The 18310-nt window shown below is 57.6% G+C and carries 20 protein-coding genes and 1 tRNA gene; 4 read left to right on the top strand and 17 right to left on the bottom strand.

All coding sequences use genetic code 11. From position 1 onward, the window contains the following. Window position 1: 1 nt before the first annotated feature. The 8 genes from hscA to trmJ all read right to left on the bottom strand — a co-directional run bounded on the left by hscA (window position 2) and on the right by trmJ (window position 6829). Window positions 2-1864, bottom strand: a complete 1863-nt coding sequence (gene hscA / locus IB252_RS22000) for a Fe-S protein assembly chaperone HscA (RefSeq protein ID WP_192410238.1) — start codon at window positions 1862-1864, stop codon at window positions 2-4. 51 nt (window positions 1865-1915) lie between these two features. Beyond that, a complete protein-coding gene (gene hscB / locus IB252_RS21995; protein ID WP_008070981.1) occupies window positions 1916-2437 on the bottom strand; it encodes a co-chaperone HscB in 522 nt (173 codons plus the stop codon). An 8-nt stretch (window positions 2438-2445) separates the two neighbouring features. Beyond that, the gene (gene iscA / locus IB252_RS21990) at window positions 2446-2769 is read right to left on the bottom strand and encodes an iron-sulfur cluster assembly protein IscA (protein ID WP_007903589.1); all 324 of its coding nucleotides are present in this window, start codon (window positions 2767-2769) and stop codon (window positions 2446-2448) included. A 34-nt stretch (window positions 2770-2803) separates the two neighbouring features. Continuing rightward, on the bottom strand, window positions 2804-3190 hold the full coding sequence (gene iscU, locus IB252_RS21985) for a Fe-S cluster assembly scaffold IscU (RefSeq protein WP_003443374.1): 387 nt from the start codon (window positions 3188-3190) through the stop codon (window positions 2804-2806). 84 nt (window positions 3191-3274) lie between these two features. Then, the gene (locus IB252_RS21980; RefSeq protein ID WP_192410237.1) at window positions 3275-4489 is read right to left on the bottom strand and encodes an IscS subfamily cysteine desulfurase; all 1215 of its coding nucleotides are present in this window, start codon (window positions 4487-4489) and stop codon (window positions 3275-3277) included. A gap of 50 nt (window positions 4490-4539) precedes the next feature. Then, window positions 4540-5031, bottom strand: coding sequence for a Fe-S cluster assembly transcriptional regulator IscR (gene iscR, locus IB252_RS21975; RefSeq protein WP_007903581.1), 492 nt, complete (start codon window positions 5029-5031; stop codon window positions 4540-4542). A gap of 248 nt (window positions 5032-5279) precedes the next feature. Next, complete coding sequence (cysE, locus tag IB252_RS21970; protein WP_007903579.1) at window positions 5280-6056, bottom strand: serine O-acetyltransferase; 777 nt, start codon at window positions 6054-6056, stop codon at window positions 5280-5282. Window positions 6057-6058: 2 nt separating this feature from the next. Next, a complete protein-coding gene (trmJ, locus tag IB252_RS21965) occupies window positions 6059-6829 on the bottom strand; it encodes a tRNA (cytosine(32)/uridine(32)-2'-O)-methyltransferase TrmJ (RefSeq protein ID WP_192410236.1) in 771 nt (256 codons plus the stop codon). Between the two features lie 146 nt (window positions 6830-6975). On the opposite strand from trmJ, the gene suhB reads away from it, so the two are divergent. Next, complete coding sequence (gene suhB, locus IB252_RS21960) at window positions 6976-7791, top strand: inositol-phosphate phosphatase (RefSeq protein ID WP_008147729.1); 816 nt, start codon at window positions 6976-6978, stop codon at window positions 7789-7791. A gap of 235 nt (window positions 7792-8026) precedes the next feature. Here suhB and IB252_RS21955 read toward each other — a convergent pair whose 3' ends face one another. From IB252_RS21955 to queA, 6 genes are all read right to left on the bottom strand, one after another. Continuing rightward, window positions 8027-8578 carry a glycine zipper 2TM domain-containing protein gene (locus IB252_RS21955; protein ID WP_111450285.1) on the bottom strand — a complete coding sequence of 184 codons (552 nt, stop codon included), beginning with the start codon at window positions 8576-8578 and terminating at the stop codon, window positions 8027-8029. A 120-nt stretch (window positions 8579-8698) separates the two neighbouring features. Next, a complete protein-coding gene (secF, locus tag IB252_RS21950; RefSeq protein ID WP_111450286.1) occupies window positions 8699-9613 on the bottom strand; it encodes a protein translocase subunit SecF in 915 nt (304 codons plus the stop codon). Between the two features lie 9 nt (window positions 9614-9622). Next, window positions 9623-11491: a protein translocase subunit SecD gene (secD, locus tag IB252_RS21945; protein WP_111450287.1), complete on the bottom strand. Its 1869-nt coding sequence runs from the start codon at window positions 11489-11491 to the stop codon at window positions 9623-9625. 63 nt (window positions 11492-11554) lie between these two features. Then, window positions 11555-11890: a preprotein translocase subunit YajC gene (gene yajC, locus IB252_RS21940; protein WP_008147715.1), complete on the bottom strand. Its 336-nt coding sequence runs from the start codon at window positions 11888-11890 to the stop codon at window positions 11555-11557. A gap of 43 nt (window positions 11891-11933) precedes the next feature. Next, window positions 11934-13049 carry a tRNA guanosine(34) transglycosylase Tgt gene (gene tgt, locus IB252_RS21935; protein ID WP_161990833.1) on the bottom strand — a complete coding sequence of 372 codons (1116 nt, stop codon included), beginning with the start codon at window positions 13047-13049 and terminating at the stop codon, window positions 11934-11936. Window positions 13050-13063: 14 nt separating this feature from the next. Further along, window positions 13064-14113 (bottom strand): tRNA preQ1(34) S-adenosylmethionine ribosyltransferase-isomerase QueA, encoded by a 1050-nt coding sequence (gene queA / locus IB252_RS21930; RefSeq protein ID WP_008147713.1) that lies wholly within the window; start codon window positions 14111-14113, stop codon window positions 13064-13066. 107 nt (window positions 14114-14220) lie between these two features. Between queA and IB252_RS21925 the strand changes: the two genes are divergently transcribed. Together IB252_RS21925 and IB252_RS21920 are read left to right on the top strand one after the other, a co-directional pair. Then, window positions 14221-14305 (top strand) — tRNA-Leu (locus IB252_RS21925). A 153-nt stretch (window positions 14306-14458) separates the two neighbouring features. Beyond that, window positions 14459-14788, top strand: a complete 330-nt coding sequence (locus IB252_RS21920) for a hypothetical protein (protein WP_192410235.1) — start codon at window positions 14459-14461, stop codon at window positions 14786-14788. A gap of 175 nt (window positions 14789-14963) precedes the next feature. Here IB252_RS21920 and IB252_RS21915 read toward each other — a convergent pair whose 3' ends face one another. Together IB252_RS21915 and IB252_RS21910 are read right to left on the bottom strand one after the other, a co-directional pair. Next, complete coding sequence (locus IB252_RS21915; protein ID WP_192410234.1) at window positions 14964-15461, bottom strand: DUF4411 family protein; 498 nt, start codon at window positions 15459-15461, stop codon at window positions 14964-14966. Further along, the gene (locus tag IB252_RS21910) at window positions 15458-16594 is read right to left on the bottom strand and encodes an ImmA/IrrE family metallo-endopeptidase (RefSeq protein ID WP_192410233.1); all 1137 of its coding nucleotides are present in this window, start codon (window positions 16592-16594) and stop codon (window positions 15458-15460) included. The genes IB252_RS21915 and IB252_RS21910 overlap by 4 nt, the downstream gene beginning before the upstream one ends. Window positions 16595-17309: 715 nt before the next feature. Here IB252_RS21910 and IB252_RS21905 point away from each other — a divergent pair. Beyond that, window positions 17310-17639, top strand: coding sequence for a DUF3077 domain-containing protein (locus IB252_RS21905; protein WP_192410232.1), 330 nt, complete (start codon window positions 17310-17312; stop codon window positions 17637-17639). Between the two features lie 211 nt (window positions 17640-17850). Here IB252_RS21905 and IB252_RS21900 read toward each other — a convergent pair whose 3' ends face one another. Then, window positions 17851-18210 (bottom strand): potassium channel family protein, encoded by a 360-nt coding sequence (locus IB252_RS21900; protein WP_111450297.1) that lies wholly within the window; start codon window positions 18208-18210, stop codon window positions 17851-17853. Between the last annotated feature and the right edge of the window lie 100 nt (window positions 18211-18310).

The raw sequence follows: 18310 nt of genomic DNA, 5'->3' as shown, positions 1-18310 counted from the left end.
GTTATTCCTCAATCTCATTCAGGTTGCGCCCCGCCAACGCGGCTTTCACCGTCGAGTCCAGGCGGCGGGCGGCAAAGGCGTCGGTCACTTGCGACAGACGCTTGGTCTGCTGCTCGATGGCGTAACCATCAGTACCTTTCATCAGTTCGGTCAGTTCCTGCATCTGCAATTCGATGACCATGCGCTCTTCGGCGTCGAGCAAGCGCTCGCCATCGACATCGAGGGCGCCCTGCACCGCTTCGATCAGGCGCTGGGCATCGACCTGCTGTTCACGCAAGACACGCGCGACCTTGTCGTCGTTGGCGTGCTGGAACGAATCCTTGAGCATCTTGGCAATTTCGCCATCCGTCAGACCGTAGGACGGCTTGACCTGGATGCTGGCCTCAATGCCCGAGCCCAGTTCGCGGGCAGAAACGCTGAGCAGACCGTCGGCATCGACCTGGAAGGTCACGCGAATCTTCGCCGCACCGGCCACCATCGCCGGAATGCCGCGCAATTCGAAGCGTGCCAGGGAGCGGCAGTCGCTGATCAGCTCGCGCTCGCCCTGCAATACGTGGATCGCCATGGCCGACTGGCCATCTTTATAAGTCGTGAAGTCCTGAGCGCGGGCGACAGGGATGGTGGTGTTGCGTGGAATCACCTTCTCCATCAGGCCGCCCATGGTTTCCAGCCCCAGGGACAACGGAATCACGTCAAGCAACAGCAACTCATCGCCATCGCGCTTGTTGCCAGCCAGGGTATCGGCCTGGATCGCGGCACCGATGGCCACCACTTGATCCGGATCGATTTCGGTCAGCGGTTCGCGGCCGAAGGCTTCAGCGACGGCTTCGCGGACGCGAGGTACGCGAGTCGAGCCGCCGACCATGACCACCGCGTGCACTTCGTCCAGCTCGATGCCGGAATCACGCACAGCGCGGCGACAGGCTTTCAGGCTGCGGACAACCATTGGTTCGATCAGCGTATTGAAGGCTTCACGGGTCAGCTCGGCTTTCCAGTCGCCATAAGCGACCTCAACGGACGAGGCATTGGTCAGCGCTTCTTTGGCCGCACAAGCGGTTTGCAGCAGATTGCGTTGCGCACCCGGATCGAGGTCGGCGGACAGACCGGCGCTCTCGATGATCCAGCCGGCGATTGCATGGTCGAAGTCATCGCCGCCCAGCGCGCTGTCGCCACCGGTGGCCAAAACCTCAAACACACCGCCGGTCAGGCGCAGAATCGAAATATCGAAGGTGCCACCACCCAGGTCATAAATCGCGACCAGGCCTTCAGCGTGCTGATCCAGACCGTAAGCCACAGCGGCAGCGGTCGGCTCATTAAGCAGACGCAGCACATTCAGACCGGCCAGTTTGGCCGCATCCTTGGTGGCTTGACGCTGAGCATCGTCGAAATAGGCCGGAACGGTGATTACCGCGCCCACAAGTTCGCCACCCAACGTCGCTTCGGCGCGCTGACGCAGCACCTTAAGGATATCGGCGGAGACTTCGACCGGGCTTTTCGGGCCCTGAATCGTGTCGATGAACGGCATGTGCGACTCGCCGCCGACAAAGCGGTACGGCAGTTGATCGCCCAACTGCTTGACGTCGGACAGACCACGACCCATCAAGCGCTTGACCGACAGCACAGTGTTCAAAGGGTCGGTGGCGGCAGCCAGCTTGGCCGACTCGCCGACTTCAACGCGATCAGCGTGATAGCGCACGGCAGACGGCAGAATGACCTGCCCATCTGCGTCAGCCAGAGGTTCGGAAAGACCACTGCGCAACGCAGCGACCAGCGAATTGGTAGTGCCCAAGTCGATCCCCACAGCCAGACGACGCTGGTGCGGTTGAGGACTTTGGCCGGGTTCGGCGATCTGCAGTAGGGCCATCGTTATCAGGACTTATCTGTATATCAGGCGTGCGACCGGAGCGGCACTGGGTTAATCGTCGAGGCGCTCTTCTAACTGGCGCACTTCGTAGGTGAGCTTGTCGAGGAACTGCATGCGTCGCATCAGGCGCTCGGCCTGTTCACGTTGCGCTGCATCATCCCAACAGGCCGCGAAGCTTTCGTTCAGTTCATCCTGCGCAGTCTTCAGGCGACGCTTGAACACTGCAACACCCGCCAGGTCGGCGCTGTCTTGCAGGTCTTCGAGCTCTTCACGCAGCTCCATCTGCTGCAGAAGAAACTCCGGATCATGCACCGTGACCTCCAGCGGCAGCTCGCGACCGCCCATGGCGAGCAAGTAACGCGCGCGCTTTGGGGGACTTTTGAGCGTCTGGTAGGCCTCGTTGAGGCTCGCGGATTGCTCTAGCGCCAGCCGCTGCTCGCGCTCGGAAGCGTCTGCAAAGCGGTCCGGATGAACACCGCGCGCCAACTCACGGTAGCGCGTGGCCAACTGATCGAGATCCAGACGGAAGCTCGGTTTCAGCTCAAATAAAGCGAAATGACAAGGAGTACCCACGAGCAGCCTCAGATATTGAAGCTTTCGCCGCAGCCACATTCACCGCGCACGTTGGGGTTGTTGAACTTGAAGCCTTCGTTCAACCCTTCCTTGACGAAATCGAGTTCGGTGCCGTCCAGGTAGGCCAGGCTTTTCGGGTCGATGATCACTTTCTCGCCGTGACTTTCGAACACCTGATCCTCTGCAACCACCTCGTCGACAAACTCCAGCACGTAGGCAAGGCCGGAACAGCCTGTGGTGCGAACACCCAGACGAATCCCTTCACCTTTGCCGCGCCCGTTGAGGGAGCGTCGCACGTGTTGAGCAGCCGCTTCTGTCATGCTGATAGCCATCGGTGACTCCTTACTCGTCGCCAAAACCTGAAAGTCAGATCAAGCCTTTCTTCTGCTTGTAGTCGCGAACGGCCGCTTTGATAGCGTCTTCAGCAAGTACGGAGCAGTGAATTTTTACTGGCGGCAGAGCCAGTTCTTCAGCCAGCTGAGTGTTTTTGATGGTCTCTGCTTCATCCAGAGTCTTGCCTTTCATCCACTCGGTCGCCAGGGAGCTGGAGGCGATAGCCGAACCGCAACCATAGGTCTTGAACTTGGCGTCTTCGATGATGCCTTGCTCGTTGACCTTGATCTGCAGACGCATCACGTCGCCGCACGCCGGAGCGCCGACCATGCCGGTGCCGACATCAGGGTCTTCCGCGTCCATCTTGCCGACGTTGCGCGGGTTCTCGTAGTGGTCGATGACCTTTTCGCTGTAAGCCATGATTCTTAATCCTCACTCATCAGAGAGTCGCTCTTGAAGCCCTGCGCCCGAAGGTTCACAGGGCCGGTTTGCGGCGACTTGAAATCAGTGTGCCGCCCACTCGATTTTCGAAATGTCGACACCGTCTTTGTACATGTCCCACAGCGGCGACAGGGTGCGCAGCTTGGTAACGGCCTCGCAGACTTTCTGCGCGGCGTAGTCGATTTCTTCTTCGGTGGTGAAACGGCCGAAGGTGAAGCGAATCGAGCTGTGTGCCAGTTCGTCGTTGCGGCCCAGGGCGCGCAGTACGTACGAAGGCTCAAGGGAAGCCGAGGTGCAGGCCGAACCGGACGAAACCGCCAGGTCCTTGAGCGCCATGATCAGCGACTCGCCTTCAACGTAGTTGAAGCTCAGGTTCAGGTTGTGCGGAACACGAGCGGTCATGCTGCCGTTGATGTACAGCTCTTCCAGGCCTTCGACCTGCTTGAAGAAGCGGTCACTCAGGGCCTTGATGCGGATGTTCTCGGCAACCATGTCTTCCTTGGCTACACGGAAGGCTTCGCCCATGCCGACGATCTGGTGGGTCGCCAGGGTGCCGGAACGCATACCACGTTCGTGACCGCCGCCGTGCATGGTCGCTTCGATGCGAACACGCGGCTTGCGGCTGACGTACAGCGCGCCGATGCCTTTAGGGCCGTAGGTTTTATGAGCCGAGAACGACATCAGGTCGACTTTCAGCTTCGACAGGTCGATTTCGACCTTGCCGGTGGACTGAGCAGCATCGACGTGGAACAGGATGCCCTTGGAACGGGTCAGTTCGCCGATGGCTGCGATGTCGTTGATGGTGCCAATTTCGTTGTTCACGTGCATGACCGAAACCAGGATGGTGTCGTCGCGCAGGGCCGCTTCGATCATCTCTGGGGTGACCAGACCATCAGTGCGAGGCTCGATGTAGGTAACTTCGAAGCCTTCACGCTCCAGTTGGCGCATGGTGTCGAGGACAGCCTTGTGCTCAATCTTGGTGGTGATCAGGTGCTTGCCTTTAGTGGCATAGAAATGCGCCGCACCCTTGATTGCCAGGTTGTCGGACTCGGTGGCACCGGAGGTCCAGACGATTTCGCGCGGGTCGGCGTTGACCAGGTCAGCGACCTGACGACGAGCGTTTTCGACGGACTCTTCAGCTTTCCAGCCGAACACGTGGGAACGGGACGCCGGGTTACCGAAGTTTCCGTCAACCAGCAGGCATTCACTCATTTTTTGCGCTACACGCGGATCAACCGGGGTGGTCGCAGAGTAATCAAGGTAAATCGGCAATTTCATGGACTATCTCCTAAATCAGGCTGGCTGGCGTGCCGCTAGCTCTTTGGCTGTCATTCGACGGCGGACGCTTCAATCTTGTCCAGGCGTGGCGCCTTGCTGTTGCAACGGCGTTGATCCTGACGCTGGGCTACTTCTTGTACCTCACGGCGAGTGACAAGGTCAGCCAAGCTGATACCGCTGAGAAATTCGTGAATCTGCAGGCTCAGATCGCACCACAAGTGGTGGGTCAGACAGGTGTCGCCTTGATGGCAATCACCCTGGCCCTGGCATTTGGTTGCATCGACCGATTCGTTTACCGCATCGATCACCTGGGCGACCTGAATGCCCTGCATGTCGCGCGACAGCTGATAGCCGCCGCCCGGACCACGGACGCTGGACACCAGATTGCTGCGGCGCAATTTGGCGAAGAGCTGTTCGAGGTAGGACAGGGAGATGCCTTGGCGCTCGGAGATATCGGCCAGGGACACCGGCCCGTGCTGCGCGTGCAACGCCAGGTCAAGCATGGCGGTTACGGCGTATCGGCCTTTTGTAGTCAGTCGCATGGACAATTACCACGGAGTTCGGAATGGGGCGAGTATGCAATTCCCGAGTATTTAAGTCAACTATAAGACCTAGTGCTTTACTCGGGATTACCCGCAAAAGAGCGGGCGCATCATAGCAAAGGCTGGCGGCGTACAGCCAGCAAATGCGCGTTATCGCTCTTCGCGAGCAGGCTCACTCCCACAAGAAACCCATACACACCACAAGTCCAATGTGGGAGCGAGCCTGCTCGCGATGAAGTTGACTCGGTTTAGCTGGCCTGACTCTGATCCTTGTCCTTCACACAGGCAAAGTCTTCTTCGCGCAGTTCAGGCAGATCTTTCGCACAGTAATTGCTACCCAGATCCTTCAGCGCCCCGCACATCCCTTCAAGTCGACCATCTACAGCCTGCAAATGATCGAGCAACTGGTTAATGGCTCGAGCCACTGGGTCCGGCATGTCTTCACCGACACCGTAGGCATCGAAACCAATCTTCTCGGCCATTGCCTTGCGCTTGGCGTCCTGCTCTTCATCGGACTTGACGATGATCCGCCCCGGAATCCCCACCACCGTCGCCCCGGGCGGAACCGCCTTGGTGACCACGGCGTTGGAGCCGACCTTGGCACCAGCGCCAACCGTGAACGGACCAAGCACCTTGGCCCCCGCCCCGACCACAACGCCATCCTCAAGCGTCGGGTGGCGCTTGCCCTTGTTCCAACTGGTGCCACCCAAAGTCACACCCTGATAAAGGGTGACGTCATTACCGATCTCAGCGGTTTCACCGATGACGATGCCCATGCCATGGTCGATAAAGAAGCGACGACCGACCTTGGCGCCCGGATGGATCTCGATCCCGGTCAACCAGCGACCGAAGTTCGACACCAGCCGCGCCAGCCACTTCCAGCCCATGCCCCACAGGGCCGACGACAAGCGGTGGATCCAGATGGCGTGCATGCCCGGGTAGCACGTCAGAACTTCAAAGGCGTTGCGCGCTGCCGGATCACGATGGAAAACACTCTGGATATCTTCACGCAAACGCTCGAACATTTTTAATCCTTCCGCTTAAGAAGCTCACCACGGGCCGCTTTCTGGGTTTCCGTGAGGATGCCACGCAATATATTCATTTCCGCCCGACTGACCGAGCTACGTCCGTACAACCGGCGCAGGCGCGCCATCAAGTGCCGTGGCTTTTCCGGGTCGAGGAATTCAATGGCCACCAGGGTTTGCTCCAGATGCTCATAGAATCGCTCCAGCTCATCCATGGTCGCCAGCTCAGCGCTTTTGACGGAGGCCACTTCTTCCTTCTCGACCTTGCTCGGCTGGCCTTGGGCCGCCAGCCAGGACATGCGCACTTCATAACTCAACACCTGCACCGCTGCCCCAAGGTTCAGCGAGCTGAACTCAGGGTCTGAGGGGATGTGCACGTGATAATGACATCGCTGCAGCTCTTCATTGGTCAGGCCGGAATCTTCACGACCAAAGATCAAGGCAATCTCGGCACCCTGCGCCGCCTCCTCGACCACTTTCACGCCGCATTCGCGGGGATCGAGCAATGGCCAGGGAATGCGACGGTCACGGGCACTGGTGCCGAGCACCAGATTGCAGCCAACCAAGGCATCTTCCAAGGTGGCGACGACTTGCGCGTTTTCAAGGATGTCACCGGCACCGGAAGCACGAGCATCGGCTTCGTGATGCGGGAATAACCGCGGTTCGACCAGCACCAGCCGCGACAGGCCCATGTTCTTCATGGCACGCGCAGCACCGCCGATATTCCCGGGGTGGCTGGTATTGACCAGGACGACACGAATGTTTTGCAGCAAGGGAGGCGCTCTCGAACACTTTAATGGGGAGCAGAATCTTACAGCTCAACCTACCGTTAAGCTATGAAAGCGAACACCGACCTTCTCCTGTAGAAACTTTCTGATAGAATGCCCGGCTTTCTTTAACAACCTTAGGTGACACATCCATGCAGCCCATGCTGAATATCGCGCTGCGCGCCGCCCGCAGCGCCAGTGAATTGATCTTCCGCTCCATCGAGCGCCTGGATACCATCAAGGTCGACGAAAAAGACGCCAAGGATTACGTATCCGAGGTGGATCGCGCCGCTGAGCAAAAAATCATCGACGCGCTGCGCAAGGCCTACCCTACCCACGGCATTCTCGGTGAAGAAACCGGCATGCACCCGGGCAGCGGCGAAGGCGAAGAATACCTGTGGATCATCGATCCGCTGGACGGCACCACCAACTTCCTGCGCGGCATTCCTCACTTCGCTGTCAGCATCGCCTGCAAATACCGCGGTCGCCTGGAACACGCTGTTGTTCTGGACCCGGTTCGCCAGGAAGAATTCACCGCCAGCCGTGGTCGCGGCGCCCAACTGAACGGTCGTCGCCTGCGCGTCAGCGGCCGCACAAGCCTGGACGGCGCCCTGCTGGGTACCGGCTTCCCGTTCCGCGATGACCAGATGGACAACCTCGACAACTACCTGGGCATGTTCCGCGCCCTGGTTGGCCAGACTGCCGGCATCCGCCGCGCTGGCTCGGCGAGCCTGGACCTGGCTTACGTAGCGGCCGGCCGTTTCGACGCCTTCTGGGAGTCGGGCCTGTCCGAATGGGACATGGCTGCAGGCGCCCTGCTGATCCAGGAAGCCGGCGGTTTGGTGAGCGACTTCACCGGCGGTCACGACTTCCTTGAGAAAGGCCATGTTGTTGCCGGTAACACCAAATGCTTCAAAGCAGTACTGACGGCCATTCAGCCGCACCTGCCGGCCTCGCTGAAGCGCTAAGCTTCCAGCGAAAGAAAAAGCACCCTCCGGGGTGCTTTTTTATGCCCTCAATTCCTGAACCTACCCCCTGTAGGAGCAAAGCTTGCTCGCGATTGCATCACCGCAACCCGGCTGAGAAACCGCGCCGCCCGCATCGCGGGCAAGCCTTGCTCCTACAGGGATGCGTGCGCGCAAATCCCGGACACAAAAAAAGCACCCCGCAGGGTGCTTCTTTTTGACTCTCAAACCTGAATATTTAGCGGTTCTCTTCGTTCTGCCCCAGGATCAGTTTGCCTTCCTTGTCGACCGGAATCTGATTACCCGGATCGCGATCCATCCGCACTTTGCCTTCCTTGCCATCCAGCGAATAACGCACGTCGTAACCTACGACCTTGTCACTGATGTCATTCACCGTATTGCAGCGAGTTTGGGTCGTGGTGTAGGTGTCACGTTCCTGCATGCCTTCTTGCACCTTGTTACCCGCATAACCGCCGCCGACCGCACCGGCCACTGTGGCGATCTTCTTGCCAGTACCGCCACCGATCTGATTACCCAACAGACCACCCGCCAGCGCACCAACCACCGTACCGGCGATCTGGTGTTGATCTTTCACCGGCGCTTGCCGGGTTACTGCAACGTCCTTGCATACTTCACGTGGCGTCTTGATTTGCGTCTTGACCGGTTCAACGGCTAGAACTTGCGCATACTCAGGGCTGCTTTTTTTAACAAGGCTGTAGGTGGCAACAGCACCCCCGGCCGTCACACCAACAGCACCCAATACTGCACCAACCAGCATCGACTTGTTCACATGAACCTCCTGACCATCACATGCGGGACATGCCCGCGCTTCTCCTAGCCTTGGAGCATAAAAAAAGGCGCGAGTTCAACACTCGCGCCTTTTCGGCCAACAGCTGGAAAACGATAGCCGTTATGGGCGGTCGTCAACTTCCTTATCGGTAGCCACCGCAGGAATCAGATCCTCGGTGCTCAGGTTCAGCCAGATCAGCACGACGTTGGCGATGTAGATCGACGAGTAAGTACCCGCCAGTACACCGATGAACAGAGCAATCGAGAAGCCGAACAGGTTATCGCCACCGAAGAACAGCAGGGCCGCGATCGCCAGCAAGGTGGAGATCGAAGTCGCCATGGTCCGCAGCAGGGTCTGGGTAGTCGAGATGTTGATGTTCTCGATCAAGGACGCCTTGCGTAGCACACGGAAGTTCTCACGAACCCGGTCGAATACCACGATGGTGTCGTTGAGCGAGTAACCGATAATCGCCAGTACCGCCGCCAGCACCGTCAGGTCGAAGGTGATCTGGAAGAACGACAGGATACCGACGGTCACGATCACGTCGTGAATCAACGAAACGATGGCACCGACCGCGAACTTCCACTGAAAGCGGAAAGCCAGGTAGATCAGGATGCCCCCGAGCGCCATCAGCATACCGAGGCCGCCCTGGTCGCGCAGCTCTTCACCGACCTGAGGGCCGACGAATTCGACGCGCTTGACCGTCGCCGGGTTATCGCCGCCGACCTTCAGCAGCGCTTCAGCCACCTGATGACCCAGCTGCGGGTCTTCACCTGGCATACGCACCAGCAAATCGGTAGTCGCACCGAAGCTCTGAACGATCGCCTCGTGATAACCCGATGTAACCAGCTGCTCACGCACCTTGGTGACGTCGGCCGGACGCTCGTAGGTCAGCTCGATGAGCGTACCGCCGGTGAAGTCCAGGCCCCAGTTCATGCCCTTGGTGGCGACACTGAACAATGCCAATGCCGTGAGGAACAATGTGACGCCGAACGCAAAGTTGCGAACGCCCATGAAGTTGATTGTACGTAACATGGCAGCCCCTTAAATCCACAACTTCTTGAAGTCACGACCGCCGAAGATCAGGTTGACCATCGCGCGGGTCACCATGATGGCCGTGAACATCGAGGTAAAGATCCCGAGGGACATGGTCACTGCGAAGCCTTTGACCGGGCCGGTGCCCATCGCAAAGAGAATCCCGCCGACCAACAAGGTTGTCAGGTTGGCGTCGAGAATCGCGGTGAATGCCCGGCCGAAGCCTTCGTTGATTGCCCGTTGTACGGTCATGCCCGCCGCGATCTCTTCACGTATCCGCGAGAAGATCAGAACGTTGGCGTCGACCGCCATACCCATGGTCAACACGATACCGGCGATACCCGGCAGGGTCAGCGTTGCACCCAGCAGCGACATCAGGGCCAGCAGCAGCACCATGTTCACTGCCAGAGCAACGGTGGCGATGATGCCGAAGAAGCGGTAGATGGCCATGATAAACAGCGAGACAAACAGCATGCCCCACAGCGATGCATCGATACCTTTGACGATGTTGTCGGCACCCAGGCTCGGGCCAATGGTGCGCTCTTCAGCGAAGTACATCGGTGCAGCCAGACCACCGGCACGCAGCAGCAGCGCCAGTTCGGACGACTCGCCCTGACCGTTCAGGCCAGTGATGCGGAACTGAGCACCCAGCGGCGACTGGATGGTCGCCAGGCTGATGATCTTTTTCTCTTCCTTGAACGTCTGGACCGGCACGTCTTTCTCGACGCCGTTAACCACTTGCTTGACGTAAGTGGTAACCGGACGTTGCTCGATAAAGATCACTGCCATGCTGCGACCGACGTTGCTGCGAGTCGCACGACTCATCAGCTCGCCGCCGTGGCCATCCAGACGAATGTTCACTTCTGGCGTGCCGTGCTCGCCGAAGCCAGCCTTGGCGTCAGTCACCTGGTCGCCAGTGATGATCAAGCCACGCTCGATCTGTGCTGGCGGACGCTTGCCTTCACGGAACTCGAAAGTTTCGGAAGTGGCTTTCGAAGCACCTGGCTCAGCGGCCAGACGGAACTCAAGGTTGGCCGTCTTGCCGAGGATACGCTTGGCTTCGGCGGTGTCCTGCACGCCCGGCAGCTCAACCACGATGCGGTTGGCGCCCTGACGCTGAACGATTGGCTCGGCAACACCCAGCTCATTGACGCGGTTACGTACCGTGGTCAAGTTCTGCTTGATGGAGTATTCACGGATTTCCGCCAGCTTGGCCGGGGTCATCGCCAGACGCAGTACCGGTTGGCCATTGAGGTCGGCCGGAACAATGTCGAAATCGTTGAAGCTCTTGCGGATCAGCGCACGGGCTTGTTCGCGGGCTGCTTCATCAGTGAAGCCCAGCTGAATGGCACCGTTGAGTTGCGGCAGGCTGCGATAGCGCAGTTTCTCTTTACGCAACAGGCTCTTCACATCGCCTTCGTACACTTTCAAGCGAGCGTCGAGGGCTTTGTCCATGTCCACTTCCAGCAGGAAGTGCACACCACCGGACAAGTCCAGACCCAGCTTCATCGGGTGCGCGGCCAGGCTGCGCAGCCATTGCGGGGTGGTTTGTGCCAGGTTCAGTGCAACGACGTAGTCATCACCCAATGCCTTGCGCACGACGTCCTTGGCAGGTAGCTGATCTTCAGCCTTGGTCAGACGAATCAGACCGCCCTTGCCGTTTGCTGCCAGGGTGGCAGCCTTGACGTTGATCCCGGATTCCTTGAGCGCTGTGCTCACACGATCCAGATCAGCCTGATTGACCAACAGCGCAGTGCTTGCACCGCTGACCTGAATGGCCGGGTCATCAGGATATAGATTGGGAGCGGAATAAATCAGACCGACCGCCAGCACCGCCAGGATCAGAATGTATTTCCACAGAGGGTATTTGTTCAGCATCACGCCGCCCGCTTATGACGCGGGGCGCCTTGCGCGCCCCGTCGATTGAGTAGAAGTTGAAACTTAGATCGCTTTTAGCGTGCCTTTTGGCAGCGTGGCGGCGATGGCGCCTTTCTGGAACTTCATTTCGATGGTGTCGGAAACTTCCAGAACAACGAAGTCGTCGGCCACTTTAGTGATCTTGCCGGCGATACCACCGGTGGTCACAACTTCGTCGCCTTTCTGCAAGCTGCTCAGCAGGTTCTTCTGCTCTTTGGCGCGCTTGGCCTGTGGACGCCAGATCATCAGGTAGAAGATGACCAGGAAACCGACCAGGAAAATCCACTCAAAGCCGCCGCCCATTGGGCCTGCAGCAGGTGCAGCAGCGTCAGCCATGGCATTAGAGATAAAAAAGCTCATTTAGCACTCCAGTTGCAAATGTTGAATCTTGGGGTCAGAAAACTCAGTCCAAAGGCGGAACAGGTAACCCGCGTTTGGCGTAGAAGGCATCGACAAAGGCGGCCAATGTACCCTGTTGAATAGCCTCGCGCAAACCAGCCATAAGCACCTGGTAATGGCGCAAATTGTGGATGGTATTCAACATGCTACCCAGCATTTCGCCGCACTTGTCCAGATGGTGCAGATAAGCACGGGAGAAGTTCTGGCAGGTGTAGCAATCGCAGGTCGGATCCAGCGGCGAATCATCATGGCGATGGAACGCGTTACGGATCTTCAGCACGCCTGTATCAATGAACAGATGCCCATTGCGGGCATTACGGGTTGGCATCACGCAATCGAACATGTCCACACCGCGGCGCACACCCTCAACCAGATCTTCCGGTTTGCCAACGCCCATAAGGTAACGAGGTTTGTCAGCCGGCATCTGACCCGGCAGGTAATCCAGGACCTTGATCATCTCGTGTTTCGGCTCGCCCACCGACAGACCGCCAATGGCCAGGCCATCGAAGCCGATATTGTCGAGGCCTTCCAGGGAGCGCATGCGCAAATCCTGGTGCATACCGCCCTGAACGATGCCGAACAGCGCCGCCGTGTTGTCGCCATGGGCTTCTTTCGAACGCTTGGCCCAACGCAACGACAGCTCCATCGATACCCGCGCGACGTCTTCATCAGCCGGGTACGGAGTGCATTCGTCAAAGATCATCACGATGTCCGAGCCAAGATCGCGCTGGACCTGCATCGACTCTTCCGGGCCCATGAACACTTTGGCGCCGTCGACAGGAGAAGCGAAGGTTACGCCCTCCTCCTTGATCTTGCGCATGGCGCCCAGGCTGAACACCTGGAAACCGCCTGAGTCAGTCAGAATCGGGCCTTTCCACTGCATGAAATCGTGCAGGTCGCCGTGCTTCTTGATCACTTCGGTGCCAGGACGCAGCCACAAGTGGAAGGTGTTGCCCAGAATGATTTCCGCGCCTGTGGCGGTGATATCCCGCGGCAACATGCCCTTGACCGTGCCGTAGGTGCCCACCGGCATGAAGGCCGGGGTTTCTACGGTACCGCGTGGAAAGGTCAAACGACCGCGACGAGCCTTGCCGTCGGTAGCAAGTAACTCAAACGACATACGACTTTGGCGACTCATTCTGTTTCCTCAGGGCCACGTGGTGCTGGGTTACGGGTGATAAACATCGCATCACCGTAGCTGAAAAAGCGGTATTCATGCTCCACGGCGGCTTTATAAGCGGCCATGGCTTCGGGATAACCGGCAAACGCCGAAACCAGCATCAACAGCGTGGATTCAGGCAAATGGAAATTGGTGACCAGGGCATCGACCACATGAAACGGCCGGCCCGGGTAGATAAAGATGTCGGTGTCGCCACTGAACGGCTTGAGCACGCCATCGCGCGCGGCACTTTCCAGAGAACGCACGCTGGTGGTCCCCACGGCCACCACGCGACCACCGCGAGCGCGACAGGCTTCGACGGCATCGACCACATCCTGACCGACTTCCAGCCATTCGCTGTGCATGTGGTGATCTTCAATCTTCTCGACGCGCACCGGCTGGAACGTGCCAGCGCCGACGTGCAAGGTCACGAACGCCGTCTCGACGCCCTTGGCGGCAATCGCCTCCATCAGCGGCTGATCGAAATGCAGCCCCGCCGTCGGCGCCGCCACCGCGCCCAGGCGCTCGGCGTAGACCGTCTGATAACGCTCGCGGTCCGACCCTTCATCCGGGCGGTCTATATAAGGAGGCAACGGCATGTGCCCGACGCGGTCGAGCAGCGGCAACACCTCTTCGGCGAACCCCAACTCAAACAACGCGTCATGGCGCGCCAGCATTTCGGCTTCGCCACCGCCATCAATCAGGATCTTCGAACCCGGCTTGGGCGACTTGCTGGAACGCACATGGGCCAGCACGCGATGACTGTCCAGCACCCGTTCCACCAGGATTTCCAGCTTGCCGCCGGAAGCCTTCTGGCCAAACAGCCGCGCCGGAATCACCCGGGTATTGTTGAACACCATCAAATCGCCCGGGCGCAAATGCTCAAGCAAATCAGTGAATTGACGGTGTGCCAGGGCGCCGCTGACCCCATCAAGGGTCAACAGGCGACTGTTGCGACGCTCGGCCAAAGGATGGCGGGCGATCAGCGAATCAGGGAGCTCGAAGGTAAAGTCAGCAACGCGCATGATGGGGTTCGTCTAGCAGGGCCGGGAAGTCTAGCGGAAATATCAAAAATTCTCCATGTACCTGATTGACCGACGGTTATCTCATCTCTATACTTCGCCGCCATTGAGCCCTGATGGCGGAATTGGTAGACGCGGCGGATTCAAAATCCGTTTTCGCAAGAAGTGGGAGTTCGAGTCTCCCTCGGGGCACCAAAATTAAGAAAGGTCTTGCTTTGCAAGGCCTTTTTTTTCGTCTGTAGAAAAGCCGCCCTGCCCGTGTAGGGGCTGCCGAAGGCTGCGATCTTTTGATCTTGCTGTTCTTCCACGCAGCCGACACACGCGGAACATTTCACAAGGATTCTCCCTATGGAACTGCTGCTGGAAACCGTCGCCCTGTTCTGCCTCAAGCTCGCTTATGAGACTGAAGATTCAAGCCCGATTCTGCGGGATGATCTGATGATGAGTGATTATGAGCGGGAGGTTTTTGGGTTGCTGGTGCGCAGGGGGGATGTTGAGGCGATTCAGAGGAAAGTGGCTGAATGTGCGAGTCTGGCGTTGAACACCGTCGGCGGTGTCGATACGGTCCTCGGCCGTGAGCTGCATCGGTTGGCAGCGGATTTCAGTGCTTCCTACTCGATGGATCAGCTTGATACTCGTTTGATCGCGCTCAGGGACTATCTGAAAGATATTCAATAACCGAAGTGGCGGTTACCATCACGGCCAGCTAAGCCATGATGAATACAACCTCCATTCCCTTATCCCTCCGCACTTGATGAGGAGTTGGCAAGAACTCTGCGAGGATCAGGCGAAAAGCACACAGACCACTCAGGTAAAAACCATAACTTCAAAATATTTGTACAAATTACTTATTTCAAGCAGACAACACAAACCTTGCTTCAAGCCTATGCAACAACTCAAACGTATTCAAAAAAGGAACATTAAGCTCCTGACAAATATTGGGAATAATAAATTTCCGTTTAGCATGGAGATTCAGTACTTCATGAGTAACGACTGTAGCCCCTGTAGTCATTGCTTTCGCAATTAACCACGGGTCAGCACCCGCTAAAAACTCGTCCATTGCGCCTACTTTCATCTTATGCGCTTGATCTGCCACAAGTCCCGCAACCTGTGTGAATGCCAGCTGAGTACCCTGATCAGTGGTGGAGTGAAAGAAATCAGAATTGCCCTTCGCCCAACCCGCCAGATCGTCATGCCCTTTTGTTAGTTCATCCATGACAGGTGCAATGCTGGCTAAAGCCAATGTTTTATTCTTAAGTAGTAACCATTGCCAAAATCCAGGACAGATAGCCATTCCGTAGTAACGGTTCTTTGCTTCGATCAGCGTGTTAGCGTCGAGTAAATGATTCATTCCGTAATCTTGTTGGCGAGAGTCCTTAATTTGGCAGGTTGCACGCCGAGCAAATGTCCCGCCTCGCGTAGCAGCATCCGGCCACTCATTGCTTCAGTCAGCACTGCCTTGCTTAGGCGAGGGCTGTTTTTCGCGGTGGCGTTACGGTAATAGTCACCTGCTCCACCTTTGTCATCCTGGAAAGCCTTGAGAATCATTCGATAGTAAGTGCTGTATTGGGCCTGGTTTATATATCCAAGATCCAATGCGCGGCGACCGATCGCCAATTTACTGATATGAAACCGCGTCGCCAGCGGAGCTAGATTGTCTTCCCAGTTAACATCAGCGTTCCACAGAGCGCGGAATTGGGCTTCGGGAGCGAGAAACTCACCTGCTACTGCATTGCAGAATCGTTCCTCGTCTCGACCATTCGCGGTGTTCCCGTCGGACACTCCGCTGCTACCAATCCAGATATGGGCCAGTTCGTGGAGCAAAGTGAACAGCCGGGCAGTGGGTGCGTCGGAACTGTTGATGAATACAACGGGGGCGTAGGCATTACTGATGGCAAAACCCCGAAACTCACTAACTTCAAGTTTTCGATGAGTGTTCCCTAGAGCAATGCCACTGCGCATAACCAGAACGCCAGCCGCTTCTGCGGCCTCGATCAAGGCACGGCTGTATTTGTCGTAATCCAATCGAGCAGCGTCAGGATTCACACCGAGAGTTCGGCGGATATCGTCTACCACCTCTGCGACTTGAGATCGGCTATTGAAGCGACCTACAAATGCTAACGGCTGACGCTCCTGGTGTTGCAGATACTCCAGATACCAGTCCTGCTTACGTATGGAATCCCTGACGGTGTCCAACAGCTCCAGACTGGGGCGTTGAGGCGCAATCCCACCGACAGTCCGCAGATCAGGTAAAGGCAGTTGTTCGACGGGAGGCTGCTGAAGAAACAAGAAGCCAAAAGGAATGTGAGCGAGACTCGCCCACTTTTGAGCCTGAAGGAATGTGGGCTTGGTCTCGCCTGCCTCCCATTCCTCTACTCGATCAGGTTTCACTGGAAGCTTTTTAGCAACCTGTTCAGTGGAGAGACCTGCGCGCTCACGAGACCAGGTGAGCAGGCTTGGATTGACTAAGGCGGCTTGGCTCATAGGGTCGCAGGCATATCAGATGGGGCCGGCAAACGTTCGAGGACATGCTTCGCAGATGCATTCGACTGACGCTGATTCCGGTTATCTGACATTGCCTTTCTCCTTGGCTATTTAAGGTCGGGTTGCAGCGACTACAGATTAGTCGAGAAGCGGAGCTACCGACGTAAGAGCGCGGGATTATGAGGTAAATTCGCAACGACCCGAAGCGCAAATATGTAACCCGCAGACAGATGGTATTGACCTGTTTCAATGCGTTTCTGGACACAAGTGCGGCCGGCCGCCGTGCCCTTATTACCCGGGCTTGTTAGATGATCCACCAGATAATTACCCCGTTATTTCGAGGGTTGCAGGAACGAGGCCTGCACGATACCCTCCCACCGTCGCTGCCAATTCAGCGACCGGGTGTGGAAACCCGTGTAATTCAAGGCGCAACAGCGCCCCCATCACGTCTGCCGGCGCTTTTTTTATGCCTGCGGCGTGAGTTATGGCGGCTGTGCGTGGGACGTCTTCGGGCGTGCCGGTTTCCTTGATTCCCGGTTTTCCACCCTGCGCACAGCTGTCACCCATTCGTGTGGAAACGAATGTGGCAGCTCCATATATCAAGGAGTCTGATAATGCGCAGCATCAATCCGTACAAAATTTGGCTTTCCCCTCTACGCAATTCCCAATCGCGTAACGCCCTCCCCGACCGCCTCTCCCTCATCGGAGGTGGCCAATGACCGAACAACCCGAACTCAAGACCATCGGTCTTACACCCGCGATCTACTGCGGGGATCAAGCGCTGTTCCATGTCACCTGCAACGTCCCCCTCGGCGATGCGTTGGCCATGGCATCTGATTTCCTCTTCCTCGCCAAGGCGTTGACCAAAGAAGCGGCCTATGACAGAGACACCGACCGTCACGCCTGGGCCGCGCATTATTTGACGGCGATGAGCAAGGCGGTGGTGGATGATGCGGTGAAGGTGCTGAATCGGGATCGGGACAATGAGCTGGCGTCCAGGCGGGCGGAGGCGAAGTCTGAGGGACTGGGGGATCGGACGGCTTAGGATGATGCCAGGGCCTTCAGCATTGATGTTGGCAGGTCTGGCGCTTTCGCGAGCAAGCTTTGCTCCTACAGGGTAGGTGGTGAATTGACTGGCATTGTTAGCCCCGAGTTCTTTCGGGGCTTTCAAACCTGTTGGTAAACATCACGCCCTCGCGCATGGATTTTCAGGAGTCGATGACGTCCTCCCCTTCCAGTCGCAACCAAGCATAACTTCACGCCGTCGGCTTACCCGACTCTTCCCGCCCCGTCGCCCGCACTGCAACCTCAATCGCCCGAACGCTGATCGCCGCAAATATCGCCGTCATCAGCACTCCGTTGAACCCCAGCAAAATCGCCAGAATCCGCGAGATGCCAAGTTTCGGCACGAGCTCTCCATAGCCGATGGTCAAACCGGTCACGAAGCCGAAATAGATGCCGTCAAAAAGATCCCAGCCCTCCAGGTAGCTGATGATGAGGCCGAACAGCACGATCAGAAGAATCAGTACAGAAAAGATCGGCCAGACAACGCGCAGGTAGAACCCGATGGCTTTGAAGAATTCTCGACGGACGTGCGATGCATGAGTGGGCTTCATGTCATGGGCTTCCTGAGGGTTGCCTGAGCGGCAGGGGTGTTAACACCCCTTCAGCTTGGCACAAGCGCTGGAAACGGGTGGCCAACTGAGCCCCTCCCCT

This window comes from Pseudomonas sp. PDM10 (genome assembly GCF_014852295.1).
GTDB lineage: Bacteria > Pseudomonadota > Gammaproteobacteria > Pseudomonadales > Pseudomonadaceae > Aquipseudomonas.
This window is presented reverse-complemented; position numbering and strand designations above follow the sequence as displayed.

Excerpts from the sequence above, each read along its gene's own strand:
- yajC (WP_008147715.1), bottom strand. The coding sequence starts at position 11,890 with ATGAGCTTTTTTATCTCTAATGCCATGGCTGACGCTGCTGCACCTGCT.
- iscU (WP_003443374.1), bottom strand. The coding sequence starts at position 3,190 with ATGGCTTACAGCGAAAAGGTCATCGACCACTACGAGAACCCGCGCAAC.
- tgt (WP_161990833.1), bottom strand. The coding sequence starts at position 13,049 with ATGTCGTTTGAGTTACTTGCTACCGACGGCAAGGCTCGTCGCGGTCGT.
- secD (WP_111450287.1), bottom strand. The coding sequence starts at position 11,491 with ATGCTGAACAAATACCCTCTGTGGAAATACATTCTGATCCTGGCGGTG.
- iscR (WP_007903581.1), bottom strand. The coding sequence starts at position 5,031 with ATGCGACTGACTACAAAAGGCCGATACGCCGTAACCGCCATGCTTGAC.
- IB252_RS21910 (WP_192410233.1), bottom strand. The coding sequence starts at position 16,594 with ATGAGCCAAGCCGCCTTAGTCAATCCAAGCCTGCTCACCTGGTCTCGT.
- IB252_RS21905 (WP_192410232.1), top strand. The coding sequence starts at position 17,310 with ATGACCGAACAACCCGAACTCAAGACCATCGGTCTTACACCCGCGATC.
- IB252_RS21900 (WP_111450297.1), bottom strand. The coding sequence starts at position 18,210 with ATGAAGCCCACTCATGCATCGCACGTCCGTCGAGAATTCTTCAAAGCC.
- hscA (WP_192410238.1), bottom strand. The coding sequence starts at position 1,864 with ATGGCCCTACTGCAGATCGCCGAACCCGGCCAAAGTCCTCAACCGCAC.
- IB252_RS21980 (WP_192410237.1), bottom strand. The coding sequence starts at position 4,489 with ATGAAATTGCCGATTTACCTTGATTACTCTGCGACCACCCCGGTTGAT.
- iscA (WP_007903589.1), bottom strand. The coding sequence starts at position 2,769 with ATGGCTATCAGCATGACAGAAGCGGCTGCTCAACACGTGCGACGCTCC.
- cysE (WP_007903579.1), bottom strand. The coding sequence starts at position 6,056 with ATGTTCGAGCGTTTGCGTGAAGATATCCAGAGTGTTTTCCATCGTGAT.
- IB252_RS21920 (WP_192410235.1), top strand. The coding sequence starts at position 14,459 with ATGGAACTGCTGCTGGAAACCGTCGCCCTGTTCTGCCTCAAGCTCGCT.
- suhB (WP_008147729.1), top strand. The coding sequence starts at position 6,976 with ATGCAGCCCATGCTGAATATCGCGCTGCGCGCCGCCCGCAGCGCCAGT.
- secF (WP_111450286.1), bottom strand. The coding sequence starts at position 9,613 with ATGTTACGTACAATCAACTTCATGGGCGTTCGCAACTTTGCGTTCGGC.
- IB252_RS21915 (WP_192410234.1), bottom strand. The coding sequence starts at position 15,461 with ATGAATCATTTACTCGACGCTAACACGCTGATCGAAGCAAAGAACCGT.
- queA (WP_008147713.1), bottom strand. The coding sequence starts at position 14,113 with ATGCGCGTTGCTGACTTTACCTTCGAGCTCCCTGATTCGCTGATCGCC.